The sequence below is a fragment of the Nodularia sp. LEGE 04288 genome, assembly GCF_963896525.1.
GTDB lineage: Bacteria > Cyanobacteriota > Cyanobacteriia > Cyanobacteriales > Nostocaceae > Nodularia.
In genome coordinates this window covers 56,053-72,757 of the sequence record NZ_CAWQOY010000011.1, presented here as the reverse complement: position 1 = coordinate 72,757, position 16,705 = coordinate 56,053, and the positions used below count along the sequence as shown (strand labels likewise).

The following is a 16,705-nucleotide window of genomic DNA, read 5'->3' as shown; positions in this document are numbered from 1 at the left end:
CGGTACTAGACCTTGCAAAGTCCGGGTGAGGCAGTGCTGTTACAGCAACGATAATTGTTCATTAGGCGGCTTAAAACCCAAATGCTTGTAGGCTGAGGTTGTGGCGATTCTGCCACGGGGAGTCCGGCCTAAATAGCCAATTTGCATTAAGTAAGGTTCATAAACTTCTTCAATTGTTTGGGTATCTTCACCTGTAGCGGCGGCAATTGTTTCTAATCCTACGGGACCACCATTAAATTGTTCAATTATGACACTCAGCATTCGGCGGTCTGTCCAATCTAAACCGCATGGGTCTACTTGAAATAGTTGTAATGCCTCGGATGCAACGGTTTCATTAATCTCACCTGATGATTTTACTTCAGCGTAATCACGTACACGCTTAAGTAACCTATTGGCAATCCGGGGTGTGCCTCTGGAACGCCGAGCAATTTCTATCGCCCCATCATCGGCGATGGGAGTTTTGAGAAAATCGGCACTTCTTAACACAATTTGCCTGAGTTCGTCAACTTCGTAAAATCGCAGCTTCTGGACTAAGCCAAAGCGATCGCGTAATGGTGAACTCAGCGCCCCTGCACGAGTTGTGGCTCCCACGAGAGTAAATTTGTTCAGTGGTATACTTCTGATGCGAGCGCCAGCACCCTTGCCTACGGTAATATCTAAACGATAATCTTCCATAGCTGGATAGAGAATTTCTTCGGTCATCCGCGAAAGACGATGAATTTCGTCAACAAAGAGGACATCTCCGGGTTTAAGGTTAACTAGTAGCCCGACAATATCTCTGGGACGTTCTAGCGCTGGCGCACTGGTAATTTTGTAGTCAACTCCCATCTCTGATGCTAAAATCATTGCCATTGTTGTTTTACCCAATCCCGGAGGTCCATATAGCAGCAAGTGATCCAGCACCTCACCCCTTGACTTAGCTGCTTTGATGGCAATATCTAGCACATCCTTTAAGTCTTTCTGTCCAATGTAATCAGCAAATTGCTGAGGTCTGATACTCTCTTCTTGCTTACCTTGTTCGTCAGTAGCAGCTTCAGGTTGCAAAATGTTCTGATTTGCAGGTGCGGGGGCCGACTCCCGATGCGGCTTTGGTTCTCCGTTGGGTTCTTGAGGCTGTTTTTTCGAGGAGATTATCGCCATAATTCAGCTATCACCTTTGACTTGAGGACTGTTTGAGGGCTATCTACGCCGCAATGGCTGCGAGTAAACACGAGAAAAGGGGCAAAAATTTTCGGCGAGAACTACACGCGTCAATTTAGAATTTAAATTCCAGTCGATTACCCAGGAGTGAAAAAGTTATTATGTTATCTAAAAGAATCTTACCGTGCTTAGATGTGAAGGCGGGACGGGTTGTAAAAGGAGTTAACTTTGTAGACCTCAAGGATGCCGGCGATCCGGTGGAACTGGCAAAGGTTTACAATGAAGCCGGTGCTGATGAGTTAGTGTTTCTGGATATTACAGCTACTCATGAAGACCGGGATACAATTATTGATGTGGTGTACCGCACTGCTGAACAGGTCTTTATTCCGTTGACTGTGGGTGGTGGGATTCAATCCTTAGAAAATGTTAAAGCTTTGTTACGAGCAGGGGCTGACAAGGTTAGTATTAATTCGGCGGCGGTACGTGATCCAGACTTAATAAATCGGGCAAGCGATCGCTTTGGTAATCAATGCATCGTTGTTGCAATTGATGCCAGACGCAGGGTTGACCCCAACAATCCTGGCTGGGATGTGTATGTGCGAGGTGGGAGAGAAAATACTGGTTTAGATGCCTTACGTTGGGCGCAAGAAGTGGAAAGACGAGGTGCAGGAGAATTACTGGTGACAAGTATGGATGCAGACGGAACTCAAGCTGGCTACGACTTAGGTCTAACAAGAGCGATCGCCGAATCTGTACAAGTTCCCGTCATTGCTTCTGGTGGTGCAGGTAATTGTGAACATATTTATACGGCATTAACTGAGGGTAAAGCCGAAGCTGCATTACTAGCATCATTACTGCATTACGGACAATTAAGCGTGGCAGAAATTAAGAACTATCTGCACGATCATTCAGTACCAGTACGGTTGTGTTACTGATTTCCAAAACGTCATCAAAATTTAACCACATCCATCATCAGTTAGATACAGTTCTCTCAAACAGTGTTAACATTGGTTTACAAGTATGAATAAATATTAATAATATTATGTTGATTGTTATTTTACTATTTGACGTAGCGTTAGTAGCGTGGTCACTGCACCTCATGGAAAAAGCCGTACAGCATAAAGAGTTTTCGTTAATGCTGGCGGGGACATTAGTGGCGCTGGCTGCTGCTGCTATGTTGGTAGTCTATTTCCTCATGGGACACTGTATGACTTATTTGTTACAAGTGTCCTAAAACATCCTGTTTCATCGACGATATATATTACATTTAATCAATTTGACTGGACAAAGCTCAAATATTAAGAAAATATTAAAATTCTGTGTAGTAAATTAAAATACTAGAACTCCTGAACATACACTCAAGAAATATCAGCCTTGGCTAGAAGGTCACATATTCCGGTAATGCGAAACCTTTGACGCACTCGGCATATCTTGATTCATTAAGTATGCTGAGTGCGTACTAACTAAATTAATAGCCGAATCTAATCTGTCCTCTACCACTTGAAGGACGGATGTCTGAGTGTACAAACCCTTTGTTCACTGCATCACCTACTGCGGTAAATTCTGGTGTTGCCATTAAAATACTATGCCACTGCCGTAAGTCACCACGATTTAGTGGACAAGTATCAATTGCCCTCCCAGGAATGTGCTGTGAGTTACGCACGCCTATACGAAGCGCCGCAGGGCGATAACCTGAATTAACACCTACAGGTTTGCCATACTTAGCACGCGCTTTGCCAAATACTACAGCCAACGCCCTGATATTTCGCACAATATCTTCAGTATTTGGGATTCTGCGCGGGTCAAAATCTTTTGTCATTTCACCCCAGGTTAGAGGGATATCAGGAACAATAAATTCATTCGTGTAGACTAACCCTACCACTGGCAAGGTAACGCTTTTTCCGGTGCGTGTTCCTGCATTCTCTATAAGCTTTGTGGGTTGGTTATCTAGCTGCTCTGTAATAACGTGCTTTTCGGCGTGAACAATTAAAGATTGAGCCGTAGATACTCCTATATAATCCGGGTAATCTAAATATCTTTTTTCCTTAAAATCTGTAAAAGCTTTGAGTGTTTCCGGGCCAACTTTACCATCAACAGAAACTCCTAGTATTTGCTGTATTTCTTTGATCACCTCAGCACTTGCTTCAGTGATGTGCATTCCTTCAACGATGGACTCTAAGCTTGGATACATAATTTAAAGGCACAAGTAAACTCCTTTTATTATAAGTATAAAAGACATTATATTGACACTGCAATTGCTGTATTGCTGCCTCAAAATACAATCACTATTTTTATGTTAGGGAGCATAAAAAGATTTTTAAGGAGTGGAGGAAGTCAAAGGTTTAGTTAAGGAAATCAACCATAAATCAAAATAAACCTGACTTAATTTTATATAACTTAACAATTGCCTTGTTGAAAATTGACATAAGCTGCCATATAATTGATTAATACGACAACTTCAGAAAAAACACCTAATAGCTCAAAGCTATATATAGGGCATCTGTAGAGGGTCGCATGGGGCTATAGCACAGTTGGTAGCGCGTCTCAATGGCATTGAGAAGGTCAGCGGTTCGAATCCGCTTAGCTCCATATTTTAATAATCCAGTCACGAAAGCTGGAATTGTAAATTTGGTATTGGGTTTGATCTCCGGGTTTTCGCCGTTGCAGGAACTCCAGCCAATTTTCTAGTATTTACTTCCTCCGCGTCCTCTCCTACGAGACCTACCGTGTACACACAAGTGATCGAATCGCCCCCTAACCCCCAATTATGGGGGAACAAGAATTTTCCAAGTCCCCCAAACTTGGGGGATTTAGGGGGCGAAACAGGCTCAAACGCAGGCAGGAAGGACTTGTGTGTAGACCGTAGCCTACGAGACGCTGCGCGAACTCCGCCTCAGTGGTTCAATACTCTTCCCCATTAGCCAAATACACGCCCAAGGAATCAATCGACCAAACCTAAAATACTGATATTTCATCCTTCTTGTGGCTGGCTTAAAACATTAAAATTTACCATAATTCTCTATCTTTCTATAGTGCCTGACATAGAACCAAAATTTCTAACCTTAAAAAAGTCCAAAAATTAAATTTCCCACCTTTTTAGATCAAAAATATCATCAAACGGGAGGCTTTTATGACATCTACCAACATTAATCCTGTCCAGCAAAGCGCATCCAAATTTAAACAGTTGGATATAGATGATAGATTAGGAGTAATAGGGCGACTTTATACCGAAATTGCGGAGCAACTTCCTGCTGATATGATCGATGCCTTACCAACACAAAAAGCAGCAGAGTTAGTAGCACAAATTCAGCAAATTTCCCCAGAAGAACAACTTTATGCTTTGCGTGATTTGCTACCAGCTACAAAAAATGATCAAGATGAAATCATGCTTGATCCACATCCTACCAAAGCCACAGTAGAACTTGCACAAGGCGGAACCACAATTCCCACAGGTGAGTATGGCGCAATGAAACCTGAAGCTAAGGTGGCTTTTTGGTCTCTGTTAGCGGAAAGATTGGGAACTACAATCATCGATATTCCCCATGACTATAGCCTTTCTCAACCTGCAACAGAAGTATTGAACTCCCTCAAATCATTAGAACCTAACGATTTAGTATACTTCTTAAAGCAGGTGCTATAAGTAGAAATATAGATCCCCGACTTCTTTGAGAAGTCGGGGATCTGAGCCTCTCATTATGTGCAATACTTTTATTTTTTACCTGTAATCTGTTTAATTAAATTGCCAATTAAAGGTAACTGTTCTAATACCATCTTTATTAATTATACAGTATTTATTTCAGATAAGCGGTCATCTTGACGAAGTTGTAAAACTCCAATCAAGACAATAAATATAGTTGTGCCAATAATTGTTAAAGCTAGATAAGGCAATGGTAATGAGCCGCCGAAAAATGCAATCATACAAAATACAATTACAAATACAAATACAAATAAATAGAACATTCCATTTCTAAACGCAGATGGCAATTTAACTTGCTCTGCTGGTTGAAGTTTTTCTTCATTATTAGAATTTTGTGTCATCTCATTATTTCCTTGTTGAACTTGTGCCTTCCTCTTTTAATTGTCGGAAATAATCTTTAATTGCCTCCAGACCTTTTTCTACAACTTCCAGTGGTGGCTTTTCAATGGAGTTGTTGTCTAAATAAAGTTCTGTGAGATTTTGGAGACGGGCGATCGCATCAGGCAATGTGGTGATTTGGTTGTCGCTTAAATCCAGTTGGGTGAGATTTTGGAGACGGGCGATCGCATCTGGGAATATGGTGATTTGGTTGTCGCTTAAACCCAGTTCCGTGAGATTTTGGAGACGGGCGATCGCATCAGGCAATGTTGTGATTTGGTTGCGGCTTAAATCCAGTTCCGTGAGACTTTGCAGACGGGCGATCGCATCTGGGAATATGGTGATTTGGTTGTCGCTTAAACCCAGTTCCGTGAGATTTTGGAGACGGGTAATCGCATTTGGGAATGTGGTGATTTGGTTGCGGCTTAAATCCAGTTGGGTGAGATTTTGCAGACTGGCGATCGCATCAGGCAATGTTCTGATTTTGTTGCCGCCTAAATACAGTTCTGTGAGACTTTGCAGACTGGCGATCGCATCAGGCAATGTCGTGATTTGGTTGTCGCTTAAATCCAGTTGGGTGAGATTTTGCAGACTGGCGATCGCATCAGGCAATGTTCTGATTTTGTTGCCGCCTAAATACAGTTCCGTGAGACTTTGCAGACTGGCGATCGCATCAGGCAATGTTCTGATTTGGTTGCGGCTTAAACCCAGTTCCGTGAGACTTTGCAGACTGGCGATCGCATCTGGGAATATGGTGATTTGGTTGCCGCTTAAATCCAGTGAGGTAAGACTTTGCAGACGGGCGATCGCATCAGGTAATGTGGTGATTTGGTTGTTGTATAAATTCAGTGAGGTGAGATTTTGCAGACGCGCGATCGCATCAGGCAATGTCGTGATTTGGTTGCCGCTTAAATCCAGTGAGGTAAGACTTTGCAGACGGGCGATCACATCAGGTAATGTGGTGATTTGGTTGTTGTATAAATTCAGTGAGGTGAGATTTTGCAGACTGGCGATCGCATCAGGCAATGTCGTGATTTGGTTGAAGCTTAAATCCAGTTGGGTGAGATTTTGCAGACTGGCGATCACATCAGGCAATATTGTGATTTGGTTGCTGCCTAAATACAGTGAAGTGAGATTTTGCAGACTGGCGATCGCATCAGGGAATCTGGTGATTTGGTTTCCGCTAAAATGCAGTTGTGTGAGATTTTGCAAACTGGCGATCACATCTGGCAATGTCGTGATTTGGTTGTTCCTTAAATCCAGTTTTTTGAGATTTTGCAGACTGGCGATCGCATCTGGCAATGTCGTGATTTGGTTGTTCCTTAAATTCAGTGTGGCGAGATTTTGAAGCCGGGCGATCGCATCAGGCAATATTGTGATTTGGTTGTAGCTTAAGTTCAATACTTGTAACCAGTTGCAATCAAATACCTCAGCAGGAATGTCTGTTAATTTTTCCTTGTCATCAGCGTTCCAATCATTGCTTAAATCCAATTCCTGAAGCCGCTTCTCCTTTACTTCCTGGATTTTTTCCCAGACGCGTTGAGGTATTTGTGACATATTTGTGCCTTGCAGATAAAAGAAATGTTGCGCCTTGCGCCTGTCAGCAACCACATTGTTAAAAGCTATTTACACCAGCATTAACTAGTTTTACGGAATTATCAGGTCAAATATAGCGCTTTTTGGTTAAATACAGCAGTACCCCATCGTAGCGTGTGTTACTCGGCACATCCTAAAATTTCGGTGCGTTAGGACTAAAGCCCATAACGCACCCTACTGGCGTGGCAAGCTTAAATTAGTGCATAAGCATAAAGATTGTGGGGTGGGCTACTGGTCCCTCCAGAACAGGCAAGACGTGTACTGAGCTTGTCGTTCGCGTAGCGTGGCGTTAGCCATAGTATGCTTGTTCCACAAGAGAAACATAATGCAACATTTTAGGCTTGTCAGTCCACTAGTACAACAGGGCGTAAATAAACAGACCATTCAAAATCCATGAAAAGCCCATTTTATAAGCTTTTTGACTTTTGACTTTTGACTTTTGACTTCCGCCTTGCGGTACTAGTTGTATCCTAGAAAAAATGCGATCGCTTAGTTTGGACTCTAAAATCCCAAATCCCAAATTGAGTGACACTAAATAAAGCCAATGCGATCAGGAGGCCAAAAACGAAATGCTGCCCGACCGATGATATTTTGTCTCGGTAAAAACCCCCAGTAGCGAGAATCGTTACTATCGTTGCGGTTATCTCCCATGACAAAAAACTCTTCTTCTGGAATTTGTACGGCGGGAAATGGCTGATTGGGGGGTTCGGCGATGTAGTCTTCTTCTAAAGCTTCTCCGTTCAGGTAAACTTTACCGTTAGTGACTTTGAGTATCTTTCCAGGGACACCAATGACGCGTTTAATAAAGGCTTGGTCTGGGGGATATCCCCGGCTTTGCAGTTCTGCGGGAGGCTGAAAAACGATAATCTCTCCAGCTGCGGGAGGGTGAAAACGATATGAGACTTTTTCTACTACCAAGCGATCGCCTGTGTGTAAGGTAGGTAGCATTGAGTCTGATGGGATATACCGGGGTTCGGCGATAAATGTTCTGATCAGGATGGCTAAACATAAGGCGATCGCAATCAGAGTCAGATTTTCTAGCCAACTACTCCATCCTTTCGATGACGTAGCAGCTGGTTTTGCATCACTTTCGTGAGGAGTCATAAAGATTTCAGCCAGTTCAAAATGTGGGACGAATACCTTGATTATTTTGGCGCTAAAGGTATGCTTTTGACATTTTCACCCATTCCCAGAGTGAATATTTGCTTTTGTTACCGATTGATCAATTTTAAAACTTTTCTTTGGATGAAAGGGTCTGTTAATTTATGAACTATAAGTGCCAACACTTTTAGGTAGAAACAACAAAAAAATCTCCGTAATTGTTTGCATTTTTGAATTGGTAAGAAAGCATATGACTACTATGACATCTACATTCTGGCGTTTTTCCTACACTGTACTGACAACATTTTGTTTGTTGGGGCTGACAGGGGCTTCGGCTGTTGATAGCAAAAATCAGGATGTAGAACTGAGAGTTGGGATTGTACAGCGATTTGGCGAGAATCTCCAAGTCAAGTTGCAACTGGAACCAACATCAGGCGATCGCTTACAGCTTAGATTTACAGAAGGTAATCAGCAAAAAACCTTAGTCACCCAAAACCCAGTCAATCTAGAAACAGTCATGGAACCTTTACCGAAACCTGAAGTGGAGGAGGTAGTGGTTTTAGGTACATACCGCACCTTTGAAACTGCGGAAAACAGCGCCGAAAATTGGCGTTCTCAGGGAATAGAGGTAGAAATAGCCCAACCAGAACGCTGGCAAGTTTGGGCTAAACGGGATGTTTACAGTAGTCCCTTGCTGCGACGGTTGCTATTTCAGGGCGTACAAGCTGCGGGAAAGGAAATGGCATATATCGATACGAAAATTTTGCCAGAAGTGCCGCGAGTGCGTTGGTTGGTCAACGGTAACAGTTACAGCCCCAATAATTTAGAAATTAGTACAAATAACAACTTAATTCGGGTCAAAAGAGGCGAAAAACTCGAAACTAATCGTCTCTATCCCGGAAGTCTGACTTTACAGCCCAATGCCTATGGTACATATACTTTAGTGAATGAAGTACCTCTAGAAAGCTATTTGCGTGGGGTTGTACCTCACGAAATTGGCACAAGTGCGCCAAAGGCCGCCGTGGAAGCCCAAGCCATTCTCGCCCGGACTTATGCTTTAAGGAATTTGCGGAGATTTGTGACTGATAACTATCAGTTGTGTGCTGATACTCACTGTCAAGTTTATTACGGTTGGAGTGGCACAGCCCCTAGTACCGATCAGGCGATCGCCGCAACGAGGGGTATGGTTTTAACTTATGATGATCAGCTAGTGGATGCCCTATATTCTTCTACTACTGGCGGCGTTACTGCCTATTTTAGTGATGTTTGGAATGGTGAAGATCGTCCCTATTTACGCCCTGTAGTCGATGCAGCGACTAATTTTTGGAATTTATCTGAGCAGAGTTTAGCCGATGAAACCAACTTTCGTAACTTTATTAATCGGCGAGAAGGATTTAATGAAAGTGCCTGGAATACCTTTCGTTGGAACCGGGAAACTCCCATTGATGATATTAACCAACTCTTAAAAAAATTCCTGGAAATCAAAAATAGCCCCTATGCCAAATTTAACACCGTTGAGGCTATGTCTGTAGTTAAGCGGAGTAAAAGTGGCCGGATTCTGGAACTGGCTGTGAAGACAGATATCGGCGTTTTTACCCTAGAGAAAGACGAAATTCGTAGCGCCTTTGCAGCTCCGAGAAGTACGCTGTTTTATATAGAAGCTCTGAACAAAGGTACACCAGATTTGTGGGGATATGCTTTTATTGGTGGTGGATTGGGGCATGGAGTTGGCTTAAGTCAAACTGGCGCTCAAAATTTAGCTAAACTTGGTTGGTCAAATTCCCAAATTCTGCAATTTTATTACCCTGATACCCAGATTAAAAGTCTCAGCAACGAGATCAAGTTTTAGGGTGAAGTACTCCGGCTTGCTTCGCTGAAACCGGAGCTTCAGTAAAACAACCATCATCGTTTCGCGTCTCATTCGTCGTTGCCACGTTGGGTATATCACAAGGATATTCGGGACTAAACCCGATGATGGTCTTACACAGCGTCTCTGGTATTGCTACCTTTATCAACTCATCGGAAGAACCCGCGCAGCCGTCCGCCTCCCGCAGACAGTTTGATTACTTTCTCGTACACCTCTGTATGGCTTATTTTTACCGCAGGACGTAACCTTGCGAACCAGTGACCGAGGTCTTTCCCCCTTTCTCTCGCTCTTAGACTTGGTAAGCATATTACTGCTACTGTGACCGTTTGTTATGAGTCGAGTGGGTGGGTCAACAACCATTTATATATTACCATAGATATGTCCACGGTATAGACATATTTATGAAAACAAAGGAAGTGCATATCCGTATATCGGAAAAGCGTTTCAACAAACTAAAAAACCATGCCACGTTGAAGGAAAAAACAGTAACTCAAATGATTGAAGATTACATTGACAGGTTGCCTAGTCTCAAGATTGACGACTCCTTATCCAACCCGCTCTCTAATCAATCTGAAGATTGATATTGGTCGGAGTTGGAATCGTCGCCGTCCGCTCCCTATCCCCACCCTATGAGTACATTGAGGGTGGGGACTTCCGCGACACGTTAAATCTCAGAAACCGGGTTTTTGCGAGTTGGCACCAGAAAAATTTGATCTTTCCAGGGACAAAAACCCGGCTTTTCTAACTTAAGCAGGGGTGCAAGGCCTTACACCCCTGCTATACCAGTATTAACTCTTGCAAGAAAGAGGTGTTTGATTGAGACAGTGATCTCTTAGTAGAGGTCTTCTTCTTTGTTAGTTTCGATTGTACAGTCAGAAGTTGGGTAAGCAACACAGGTCAGCACATATCCACCTTCAATCTGGTCATCGTCTAAGAATGATTGGTCAGATTGGTCAACACTACCCTTGACGATTTTACCAGCACAGGTTGAGCAAGCACCAGCACGGCAAGAGAAAGGCAGGTCAAGACCAGCTTCTTCTGCCGCATCAAGAATATAGGTGTCTTCCTCACAATCAATTGTTTGGTTTAAACCTTCGGCTTCGTTAATTAAAGTGACTTTGAAAGTAGCCATTAAGTAATCCTCTCTTGTTCAAACGGCAGTATAAGTTATTCTGAAGCACAGCACAGGGCTTTCCTTATGAGATGAGCCGCTAGTTTCCAATGACTTCAATTCTGATACTACGAGAAAAATCACAGGTTTTAACTGGAAATCGACCCCGATTAGTAATGAAGTTGAGTTATTAGATAACAATAAGTTTATTTTATATATTAAATGCCATCAGTATTCTCCCCTGCTCCCTGCCCCTCCTCTTTGTCTCTTCTTCCTGCCCCCTTTCCTATTTCTTGACCCATGAACCAACAATTTCGCATATTCTAGGCGTGGGATGTCACGAATGGGGTGTAGGGGGTAGGGTGTAGGGAAGACGGTATTGGTCGGGGCTTGGAACCCCCATCAATACAATCGTCTTGAGACGACGGGGCTTGTGATCCACTGGTTGTTCGATGCTCTTTCTTCCCCCACACCCCGCCCCAACTGGGCTTGGTCAAAAACAGAACTGGTGAGGATCATGTATAATTCAGAGAGAACTTTGGAAACAGCAAAAGTGCGTGTAGGCTTAGTCGGTACTGGATATGCAGCAAAACTACGGGCTGAGGCATTACTGGGTGATCAACGCACAAATTTAGTAGCGATCGCAGGTCATCAGCCAGAAAACACAGCCGCCTTTGCTCAAGAATACCAGACAGAAGCGTTGACTTCCTGGGAAAAATTAGTAGAGCGCGAAGATATTGATTTGGTAGTGATTTCCACAATTAACCGCGATCATGGTGCGATCGCTCGTGCAGCACTTTTACAAGGCAAACACGTAATTGTCGAATATCCCTTGTCTGTAGATGTCACCGAAGCTGAGGAATTAATCGCCTTAGCCAAAGCCCAAAATAAGCTGTTACACGTCGAACACATTGAACTCTTGGGTGGCTTACATCAAGCCTTGAAGCAGAACATAGCTAAAGTTGGCGAGATTTTTTATGTTCGCTACAGCACCATCAATCCTCAGCATCCCGCACCCCGGAAGTGGACTTATAATCATCAACTGTTTGGTTTCCCTTTAATTGGGGCGCTGTCGCGATTACATCGGCTCACCGATTTATTTGGTAAAGTCTTTACAGTTAACTGTCATCAGCGATATTGGGAAACAGAACAGGATTACTATCAAACTTGTTTCTGCATCAGTCAACTGTGCTTTGAAAATGGACTGTTAGCACAAGTAGTTTATGGCAAAGGCGAAACCCTTTGGCAACCAGAACGGAAATTTGAAGTTCACGGCGAACAGGGTGGTTTAATCTTTGATAGCAACACCGGACTTTTGATTCAATCCGGGGAAACAACACCAATAGAGGTTGGGACTCGTCGGGGTTTGTTTGCTAAAGATACAACTATGGTGTTAGATCATCTTTTTGATGGCACTCCTTTGTACGTCACCCCAGAGTCAAGTTTATATACCCTTAAGGTTGCTGATGCTGTCCAAAGAGCTGCACAGACGGGTTTAACTATATTTATGAGAGATCCTGCCGACAAAAGTTTATGAAAACCGAACCAATTGTCATTTTATCTACACGAGAACTCGACAAAATGCGTCAAGCAGGACGCTTGGCGGGGCAACTTTTACAACACTTGGAACCAATGGTGAAGCCGGGAGTTACCACACTCCAACTGAATGATGAAGCTGAACGTTGGACACAAGCTCACGGAGCTAAAAGCGCACCTCTGGGTTATAAAGGCTATCCCAAGTCAATTTGTACCAGTGTGAATGAGGTCGTCTGTCATGGTATTCCTAACGCCAGACAGATTCTCAAGGAAGGGGACATTATCAATATCGATGTCACATTGATTGTGGATGGCTACCACGGCGATACATCCAAGACATTTTTAGTTGGAACTCCTTCCCCAAAAGCGCAGAAACTGGTAGAGGTAACCGAAGAATGTCGTCGTCTGGGGATTGCTGAAGTCAAGCCTGGGGCAAAAATTGGGGATATTGGTGCAGCCATTCAAGAGTATGCGGAGGCGCAGGGCTTTTCTGTGGTGCGCGACTTTGTAGGACACGGGATCAGCAATATTTTCCACACTGCACCCGATATTCCCCACTATGGTACACGAGGCAAAGGCAAACGTCTCAGAGCCGGAATGGTGTTTACCATCGAGCCGATGATTAATGTTGGTACTTGGGAAGTTGAGGTTCTCGATGATGGTTGGACGGCGGTAACTCGCGATCGCCAATTGTCGGCACAATGTGAGCATACCTTAGCTGTAACAGAAGATGGCGTGGAAATTCTCACCCTAGCTTAAGTTCAGTTATCAGTTAACAGTAGACATCTGCTGACCAAGAATGTATAGACGTTCCATGCAACTGGGGCGGGATACAAGCGACCTCTGGGTCTTCCCCCATGCCCCCCTACGGCTACGCTCAGGGCAAGCCCGCACCCTGCCCCCTGCCTCTTTTTACCGTCCCAATTTGTTAGGAATACCTTCGCAACCGCCGGGAATAGTGGCTCTAGTTTTTTCACCACCCCAAGCACAGCAGTAGTGACGAGTCATCTCAGGTAGACGCTGGACATTGGTAAAATCGGCATTTTCCACCACAGCCCCAGTGTGTTCTCCCGTCTGGTAGTTTGGTGGCTCGTCACGACTGCGGGGTGAGGCTGTTGCTAGTGAACCATAGAAAAAACGAGTCCCATTTAAATCAGCACCAGTGAGGTTAGCACTATATAAGATAGTGCGGGCGAGATTAGCTTTGACTAAATCACAATTGCTGAGATTACCGCGCACCAAATTAGCTTCACTCAGGTCAGTCCAACGTAAATCGTTACTAGAAAGGTCTGCTGCGGCTAACATTACGCCTAAATCGATGACGCGGACACCATCTAGGCGGTCTTCTTCGTAACCCCCCATACCGTCAAGAATGGCTCTACCTAAGCGGCGATCGCGCTTGAGAGGGGTGAGCAATTTGGAACGGGAGAGAAAACGGATAATTTTCGCTTTACCACTGCCATCTACACTACTAAATATAGCGGCTGTCCGTCCTTCTGCGATCGCTCTTTCTTGGGGCCAATCTTCTAATAATCCTTCTTCATCTAAGACCAAATCTGAGACACCTTGGAAATAGGAATCTATGGTTTGCTGCTGAGTAATAATATTTTGCTGCACTGTCAGCAGGTTTTGCTGAATTGTCAAGTCTTTGGAAATCACATATTGTCGCCATGCGACATAAACGGCAATAATCGCAATCAGAATTTGCCCCAAAGCCCCAAACCATTCGGCTAAACTACCCGAAGCTTCCCAGCTAATTTGCTTTCCCCAAATCAGCAAGCGGGAGCCTAAACCAGTAAATTTAAATACGCCGATTATCCCGACTACTAGACCGACAAAGGCGACAAATAGTGTTCTATCTTGGGACGAAAACCACTTTTGCAACACATATTGCCACCAAGGTAATAGCATCGTCAGAGATAATACTAAACTAATCACAGTTCCCAAGATGCCTATCAGCCAGTTATTGATTACAAGTCCAAAAAAAGTGATGGCGATCGCGACTAAAGTAAACAGTAATGCCCTCGGCTTGACAGTGAATTGACTAATAGTGTATTGCTTAATTTGGGAATGGGCTTTTTGCAAAGCATCTCTATTTTGTGGAGATTGCAAAGAGGCAATTTTTGCTAAGGATTCTTGCGCGGCTAGTGCTTCTGGGGTCAAGTTATTGTCATCTGTACCACTGTCAAAATTGTCTGGGGTTAAAGGTTCTGGATTTGGTGGCTGGGGGGGAGTAGATTCAGTCATTATGCTTACTATTTTTACCCAACAGGTTGAGATTTGTGGGATATAAATTCCTGACTCGTAGTTACTGCTTTATACCAATTCTGTATGATAGCTTGTGTGGTGTAGCCATAGATGCACTGAACTGTAGAAAAACGTGCGCGTAGCCCATAACGCCTCAAGCCTTTGTCTACGAGAGGCTCCGCGTTACGCTAATGGCGCTAGTTAATTTTCCAGATCAGCAAAAATTAATGCAAAAATTTAATGTTTTTTGATAGTATTATAAAATTTCAAAGTGTTTGAACATTGTTCTATGAGTTTTGTAGGTATAGCATGGTTTTTTGGCGTTGCTTAGTTGCCTCTAGTGTGATGAGTTTTTTCACGTTTGGCTGTGGTAATGGCACAGGAACATCAACAAAATATGCTACGCAAGTAGTACAAGAAATTAATGTTGCTCAGTTACTAACAGAAGCTAAAGCCACCCAAAAAGCGCAAAATTTATTTCATGAAGGCAATAGTTTACTAGACACGCAACATTACCAAGATGCTGTTCAAGTATATGACAAAGCGATCACTGTCCAACCGAAGAATCCTGACACTTGGATAAATCGTGGCAATGCTCTGATATCATTGCAGCAATACGAAGAAGCATTGGCATCTTATGATCAGGCGATCGCACTAAAACCCGATAAAGATGAAGCTTGGTATAACCGGGGTAATGCCTTAACAGCATTGCAAAAACATTTAGAAGCATTAGCATCATACGATCAAGCGATCGCTCTTCAGCCAAACAAACACGAAGCCTGGATTAACCGAGGAATTGTCCTGACAAAAATGCAAAAATACCCAGAAGCATTAGTATCTTATAATCAGGCGATCGCCCTTCAGCCGGACAAGCATCAAGCCTATTATAATAAAGCCTGTGCTTATGCCTTACAAGAAAATGTTGACTTAACAATTGAGAACCTGCAAAAAGCCATGCAACTGATTCCTGGGAAGTATGAAGAGTTAGCAAAAACTGACCCAGACTTTGATAAAGTGCGTAATAAGCAGCAGTTTCAAAAAATTATTCAGCAATCATTGTAGAGTGTATCATACTCCGCGAAATGAAAAAAATCTTAATCACCGGAGCTAGTGGTTTTTTAGGGTGGCATCTTTGCCAACTAGCCAAACAAGAATGGGAAGTTTATGGTACTTATTGCACCCATTCTCTAGAATTGCCAGGAATCAAAATCCTCCCAGTAGACTTAACAGATTTTTCAGACTTAAAGCGCCTCTTCAATGATATCAGCCCCAATGCAGTCATTCATACAGCCGCGGGATCGCAACCTAATTATTGTCAAACCCATCCCCAAGAAACCCAGACAATTAACGTCACCGCATCCTGTAATATTGCCGGACTTTGTGCAGATTATGCCATACCTTGCGCCTTCACATCAACAGACCTAGTTTTTGATGGTTTAAATGCACCCTATAAAGAAACAGATTCTGTGTCTCCTGTCAATACTTACGGCGAACAAAAAGTCATGGCAGAAATAGGAATGTTAGAACGATATCCCATGACAGCAGTGTGTCGAATGCCCTTAATGTTTGGTAGAGAAACACCCACAGCCAAAAGCTTTATGCAACCATTTATCCAAACCTTAAAAGAGGGCAAAGAATTAAAATTATTCACAGATGAATTTCGCACCCCAGTTAGTGGAATCACAGCCGCTAAAGGCATTTTATTAGCATTAGAAAAAATCAACGGCTACATTCACCTGGGAGGAAAAGAGCGAATTTCGCGCTACGATTTCGGCAAATTACTAGTAGAAGTATTCCAACTCCCAGAAACCGGACTCAAAAGTTGCCAACAGCAAGACGTAAAAATGGCAGCACCCAGACCCGCCGACGTATCCTTAGATAGTGCCAAAGCCTTTGCATTAGGGTATCAACCCCTATCCATAAAAACAGAACTAGAGCGAATTCCAAAAATTTAGCTCATCTCTTCCTCCTCCTCTGCGTCTCTGCGCCTCTGCGTGATAAAAATTAAAAAACTCCCCTCGCCTTGACAAAG

The 16,705-nt window shown here is 43.4% G+C and carries 15 protein-coding genes and 1 tRNA gene; 9 read left to right on the top strand and 7 right to left on the bottom strand.

Annotated elements, in window-relative coordinates; translation table 11 throughout:
* Positions 1-39 precede the first annotated feature (39 nt).
* Positions 40-1,140 carry a Holliday junction branch migration DNA helicase RuvB gene (gene ruvB / locus AACX33_RS01050; protein ID WP_194001205.1) on the bottom strand — a complete coding sequence of 367 codons (1,101 nt, stop codon included), beginning with the start codon at positions 1,138-1,140 and terminating at the stop codon, positions 40-42.
* A gap of 161 nt (positions 1,141-1,301) precedes the next feature.
* Here ruvB and hisF point away from each other — a divergent pair, with 161 nt between their 5' ends.
* Positions 1,302-2,075, top strand: a complete 774-nt coding sequence (gene hisF, locus AACX33_RS01045; RefSeq protein ID WP_194001203.1) for an imidazole glycerol phosphate synthase subunit HisF — start codon at positions 1,302-1,304, stop codon at positions 2,073-2,075.
* Positions 2,076-2,182: 107 nt separating this feature from the next.
* Positions 2,183-2,374 carry a hypothetical protein gene (locus tag AACX33_RS01040; protein ID WP_194001200.1) on the top strand — a complete coding sequence of 64 codons (192 nt, stop codon included), beginning with the start codon at positions 2,183-2,185 and terminating at the stop codon, positions 2,372-2,374.
* 234 nt (positions 2,375-2,608) lie between these two features.
* On the opposite strand, the gene AACX33_RS01035 is transcribed toward AACX33_RS01040, so the two are convergent.
* A complete protein-coding gene (locus AACX33_RS01035) occupies positions 2,609-3,331 on the bottom strand; it encodes a D-Ala-D-Ala carboxypeptidase family metallohydrolase (RefSeq protein WP_194001198.1) in 723 nt (240 codons plus the stop codon).
* 325 nt (positions 3,332-3,656) lie between these two features.
* On the opposite strand from AACX33_RS01035, the gene AACX33_RS01030 reads away from it, so the two are divergent.
* Both AACX33_RS01030 and AACX33_RS01025 read left to right on the top strand, forming a co-directional pair.
* Positions 3,657-3,729: transfer RNA gene (locus AACX33_RS01030), tRNA-Ala, on the top strand.
* 541 nt (positions 3,730-4,270) lie between these two features.
* Positions 4,271-4,780: an orange carotenoid protein N-terminal domain-containing protein gene (locus AACX33_RS01025; protein ID WP_194001196.1), complete on the top strand. Its 510-nt coding sequence runs from the start codon at positions 4,271-4,273 to the stop codon at positions 4,778-4,780.
* A gap of 140 nt (positions 4,781-4,920) precedes the next feature.
* Here AACX33_RS01025 and AACX33_RS01020 read toward each other — a convergent pair whose 3' ends face one another.
* From AACX33_RS01020 to lepB, 3 genes are all read right to left on the bottom strand, one after another.
* A complete protein-coding gene (locus tag AACX33_RS01020; RefSeq protein WP_194001194.1) occupies positions 4,921-5,178 on the bottom strand; it encodes a hypothetical protein in 258 nt (85 codons plus the stop codon).
* A 4-nt stretch (positions 5,179-5,182) separates the two neighbouring features.
* On the bottom strand, positions 5,183-6,772 hold the full coding sequence (locus AACX33_RS01015; RefSeq protein ID WP_227788835.1) for a leucine-rich repeat domain-containing protein: 1,590 nt from the start codon (positions 6,770-6,772) through the stop codon (positions 5,183-5,185).
* 570 nt (positions 6,773-7,342) lie between these two features.
* Positions 7,343-7,915 carry a signal peptidase I gene (gene lepB, locus AACX33_RS01010; protein WP_194001190.1) on the bottom strand — a complete coding sequence of 191 codons (573 nt, stop codon included), beginning with the start codon at positions 7,913-7,915 and terminating at the stop codon, positions 7,343-7,345.
* Between the two features lie 256 nt (positions 7,916-8,171).
* Between lepB and AACX33_RS01005 the strand changes: the two genes are divergently transcribed.
* Positions 8,172-9,761, top strand: coding sequence for a SpoIID/LytB domain-containing protein (locus AACX33_RS01005; protein WP_228049049.1), 1,590 nt, complete (start codon positions 8,172-8,174; stop codon positions 9,759-9,761).
* A gap of 850 nt (positions 9,762-10,611) precedes the next feature.
* Here the strand turns inward: AACX33_RS01005 and AACX33_RS01000 are convergent.
* The gene (locus AACX33_RS01000) at positions 10,612-10,911 is read right to left on the bottom strand and encodes a ferredoxin (protein WP_194001186.1); all 300 of its coding nucleotides are present in this window, start codon (positions 10,909-10,911) and stop codon (positions 10,612-10,614) included.
* A 496-nt stretch (positions 10,912-11,407) separates the two neighbouring features.
* Between AACX33_RS01000 and AACX33_RS00995 the strand changes: the two genes are divergently transcribed.
* Together AACX33_RS00995 and map are read left to right on the top strand one after the other, a co-directional pair.
* Entirely contained in the window at positions 11,408-12,427 is a 1,020-nt protein-coding gene (locus AACX33_RS00995; RefSeq protein WP_194001184.1) for a Gfo/Idh/MocA family protein, read from the top strand.
* Positions 12,424-13,185 (top strand): type I methionyl aminopeptidase, encoded by a 762-nt coding sequence (map, locus tag AACX33_RS00990; RefSeq protein ID WP_194001182.1) that lies wholly within the window; start codon positions 12,424-12,426, stop codon positions 13,183-13,185. The genes AACX33_RS00995 and map overlap by 4 nt, the downstream gene beginning before the upstream one ends.
* 153 nt (positions 13,186-13,338) lie before the next feature.
* Here map and AACX33_RS00985 read toward each other — a convergent pair whose 3' ends face one another.
* The gene (locus AACX33_RS00985; protein WP_194001180.1) at positions 13,339-14,673 is read right to left on the bottom strand and encodes a pentapeptide repeat-containing protein; all 1,335 of its coding nucleotides are present in this window, start codon (positions 14,671-14,673) and stop codon (positions 13,339-13,341) included.
* Between the two features lie 309 nt (positions 14,674-14,982).
* Here AACX33_RS00985 and AACX33_RS00980 point away from each other — a divergent pair, with 309 nt between their 5' ends.
* A complete protein-coding gene (locus AACX33_RS00980) occupies positions 14,983-15,735 on the top strand; it encodes a tetratricopeptide repeat protein (protein WP_194001178.1) in 753 nt (250 codons plus the stop codon).
* A gap of 20 nt (positions 15,736-15,755) precedes the next feature.
* Positions 15,756-16,628, top strand: a complete 873-nt coding sequence (locus tag AACX33_RS00975; RefSeq protein ID WP_194001177.1) for an SDR family oxidoreductase — start codon at positions 15,756-15,758, stop codon at positions 16,626-16,628.
* Positions 16,629-16,705: the final 77 nt, after the last annotated feature.

Bases quoted from the DNA above. Each gene is read 5' to 3' on its own strand.
- ruvB (WP_194001205.1), bottom strand. From the start codon at position 1,140: ATGGCGATAATCTCCTCGAAAAAACAGCCTCAAGAACCCAACGGAGAA.
- hisF (WP_194001203.1), top strand. From the start codon at position 1,302: ATGTTATCTAAAAGAATCTTACCGTGCTTAGATGTGAAGGCGGGACGG.
- AACX33_RS01040 (WP_194001200.1), top strand. From the start codon at position 2,183: ATGTTGATTGTTATTTTACTATTTGACGTAGCGTTAGTAGCGTGGTCA.
- AACX33_RS01035 (WP_194001198.1), bottom strand. From the start codon at position 3,331: ATGTATCCAAGCTTAGAGTCCATCGTTGAAGGAATGCACATCACTGAA.
- AACX33_RS01025 (WP_194001196.1), top strand. From the start codon at position 4,271: ATGACATCTACCAACATTAATCCTGTCCAGCAAAGCGCATCCAAATTT.
- AACX33_RS01020 (WP_194001194.1), bottom strand. From the start codon at position 5,178: ATGACACAAAATTCTAATAATGAAGAAAAACTTCAACCAGCAGAGCAA.
- AACX33_RS01015 (WP_227788835.1), bottom strand. From the start codon at position 6,772: ATGTCACAAATACCTCAACGCGTCTGGGAAAAAATCCAGGAAGTAAAG.
- lepB (WP_194001190.1), bottom strand. From the start codon at position 7,915: ATGACTCCTCACGAAAGTGATGCAAAACCAGCTGCTACGTCATCGAAA.
- AACX33_RS01005 (WP_228049049.1), top strand. From the start codon at position 8,172: ATGACATCTACATTCTGGCGTTTTTCCTACACTGTACTGACAACATTT.
- AACX33_RS01000 (WP_194001186.1), bottom strand. From the start codon at position 10,911: ATGGCTACTTTCAAAGTCACTTTAATTAACGAAGCCGAAGGTTTAAAC.
- AACX33_RS00995 (WP_194001184.1), top strand. From the start codon at position 11,408: ATGTATAATTCAGAGAGAACTTTGGAAACAGCAAAAGTGCGTGTAGGC.
- map (WP_194001182.1), top strand. From the start codon at position 12,424: ATGAAAACCGAACCAATTGTCATTTTATCTACACGAGAACTCGACAAA.
- AACX33_RS00985 (WP_194001180.1), bottom strand. From the start codon at position 14,673: ATGACTGAATCTACTCCCCCCCAGCCACCAAATCCAGAACCTTTAACC.
- AACX33_RS00980 (WP_194001178.1), top strand. From the start codon at position 14,983: ATGGTTTTTTGGCGTTGCTTAGTTGCCTCTAGTGTGATGAGTTTTTTC.
- AACX33_RS00975 (WP_194001177.1), top strand. From the start codon at position 15,756: ATGAAAAAAATCTTAATCACCGGAGCTAGTGGTTTTTTAGGGTGGCAT.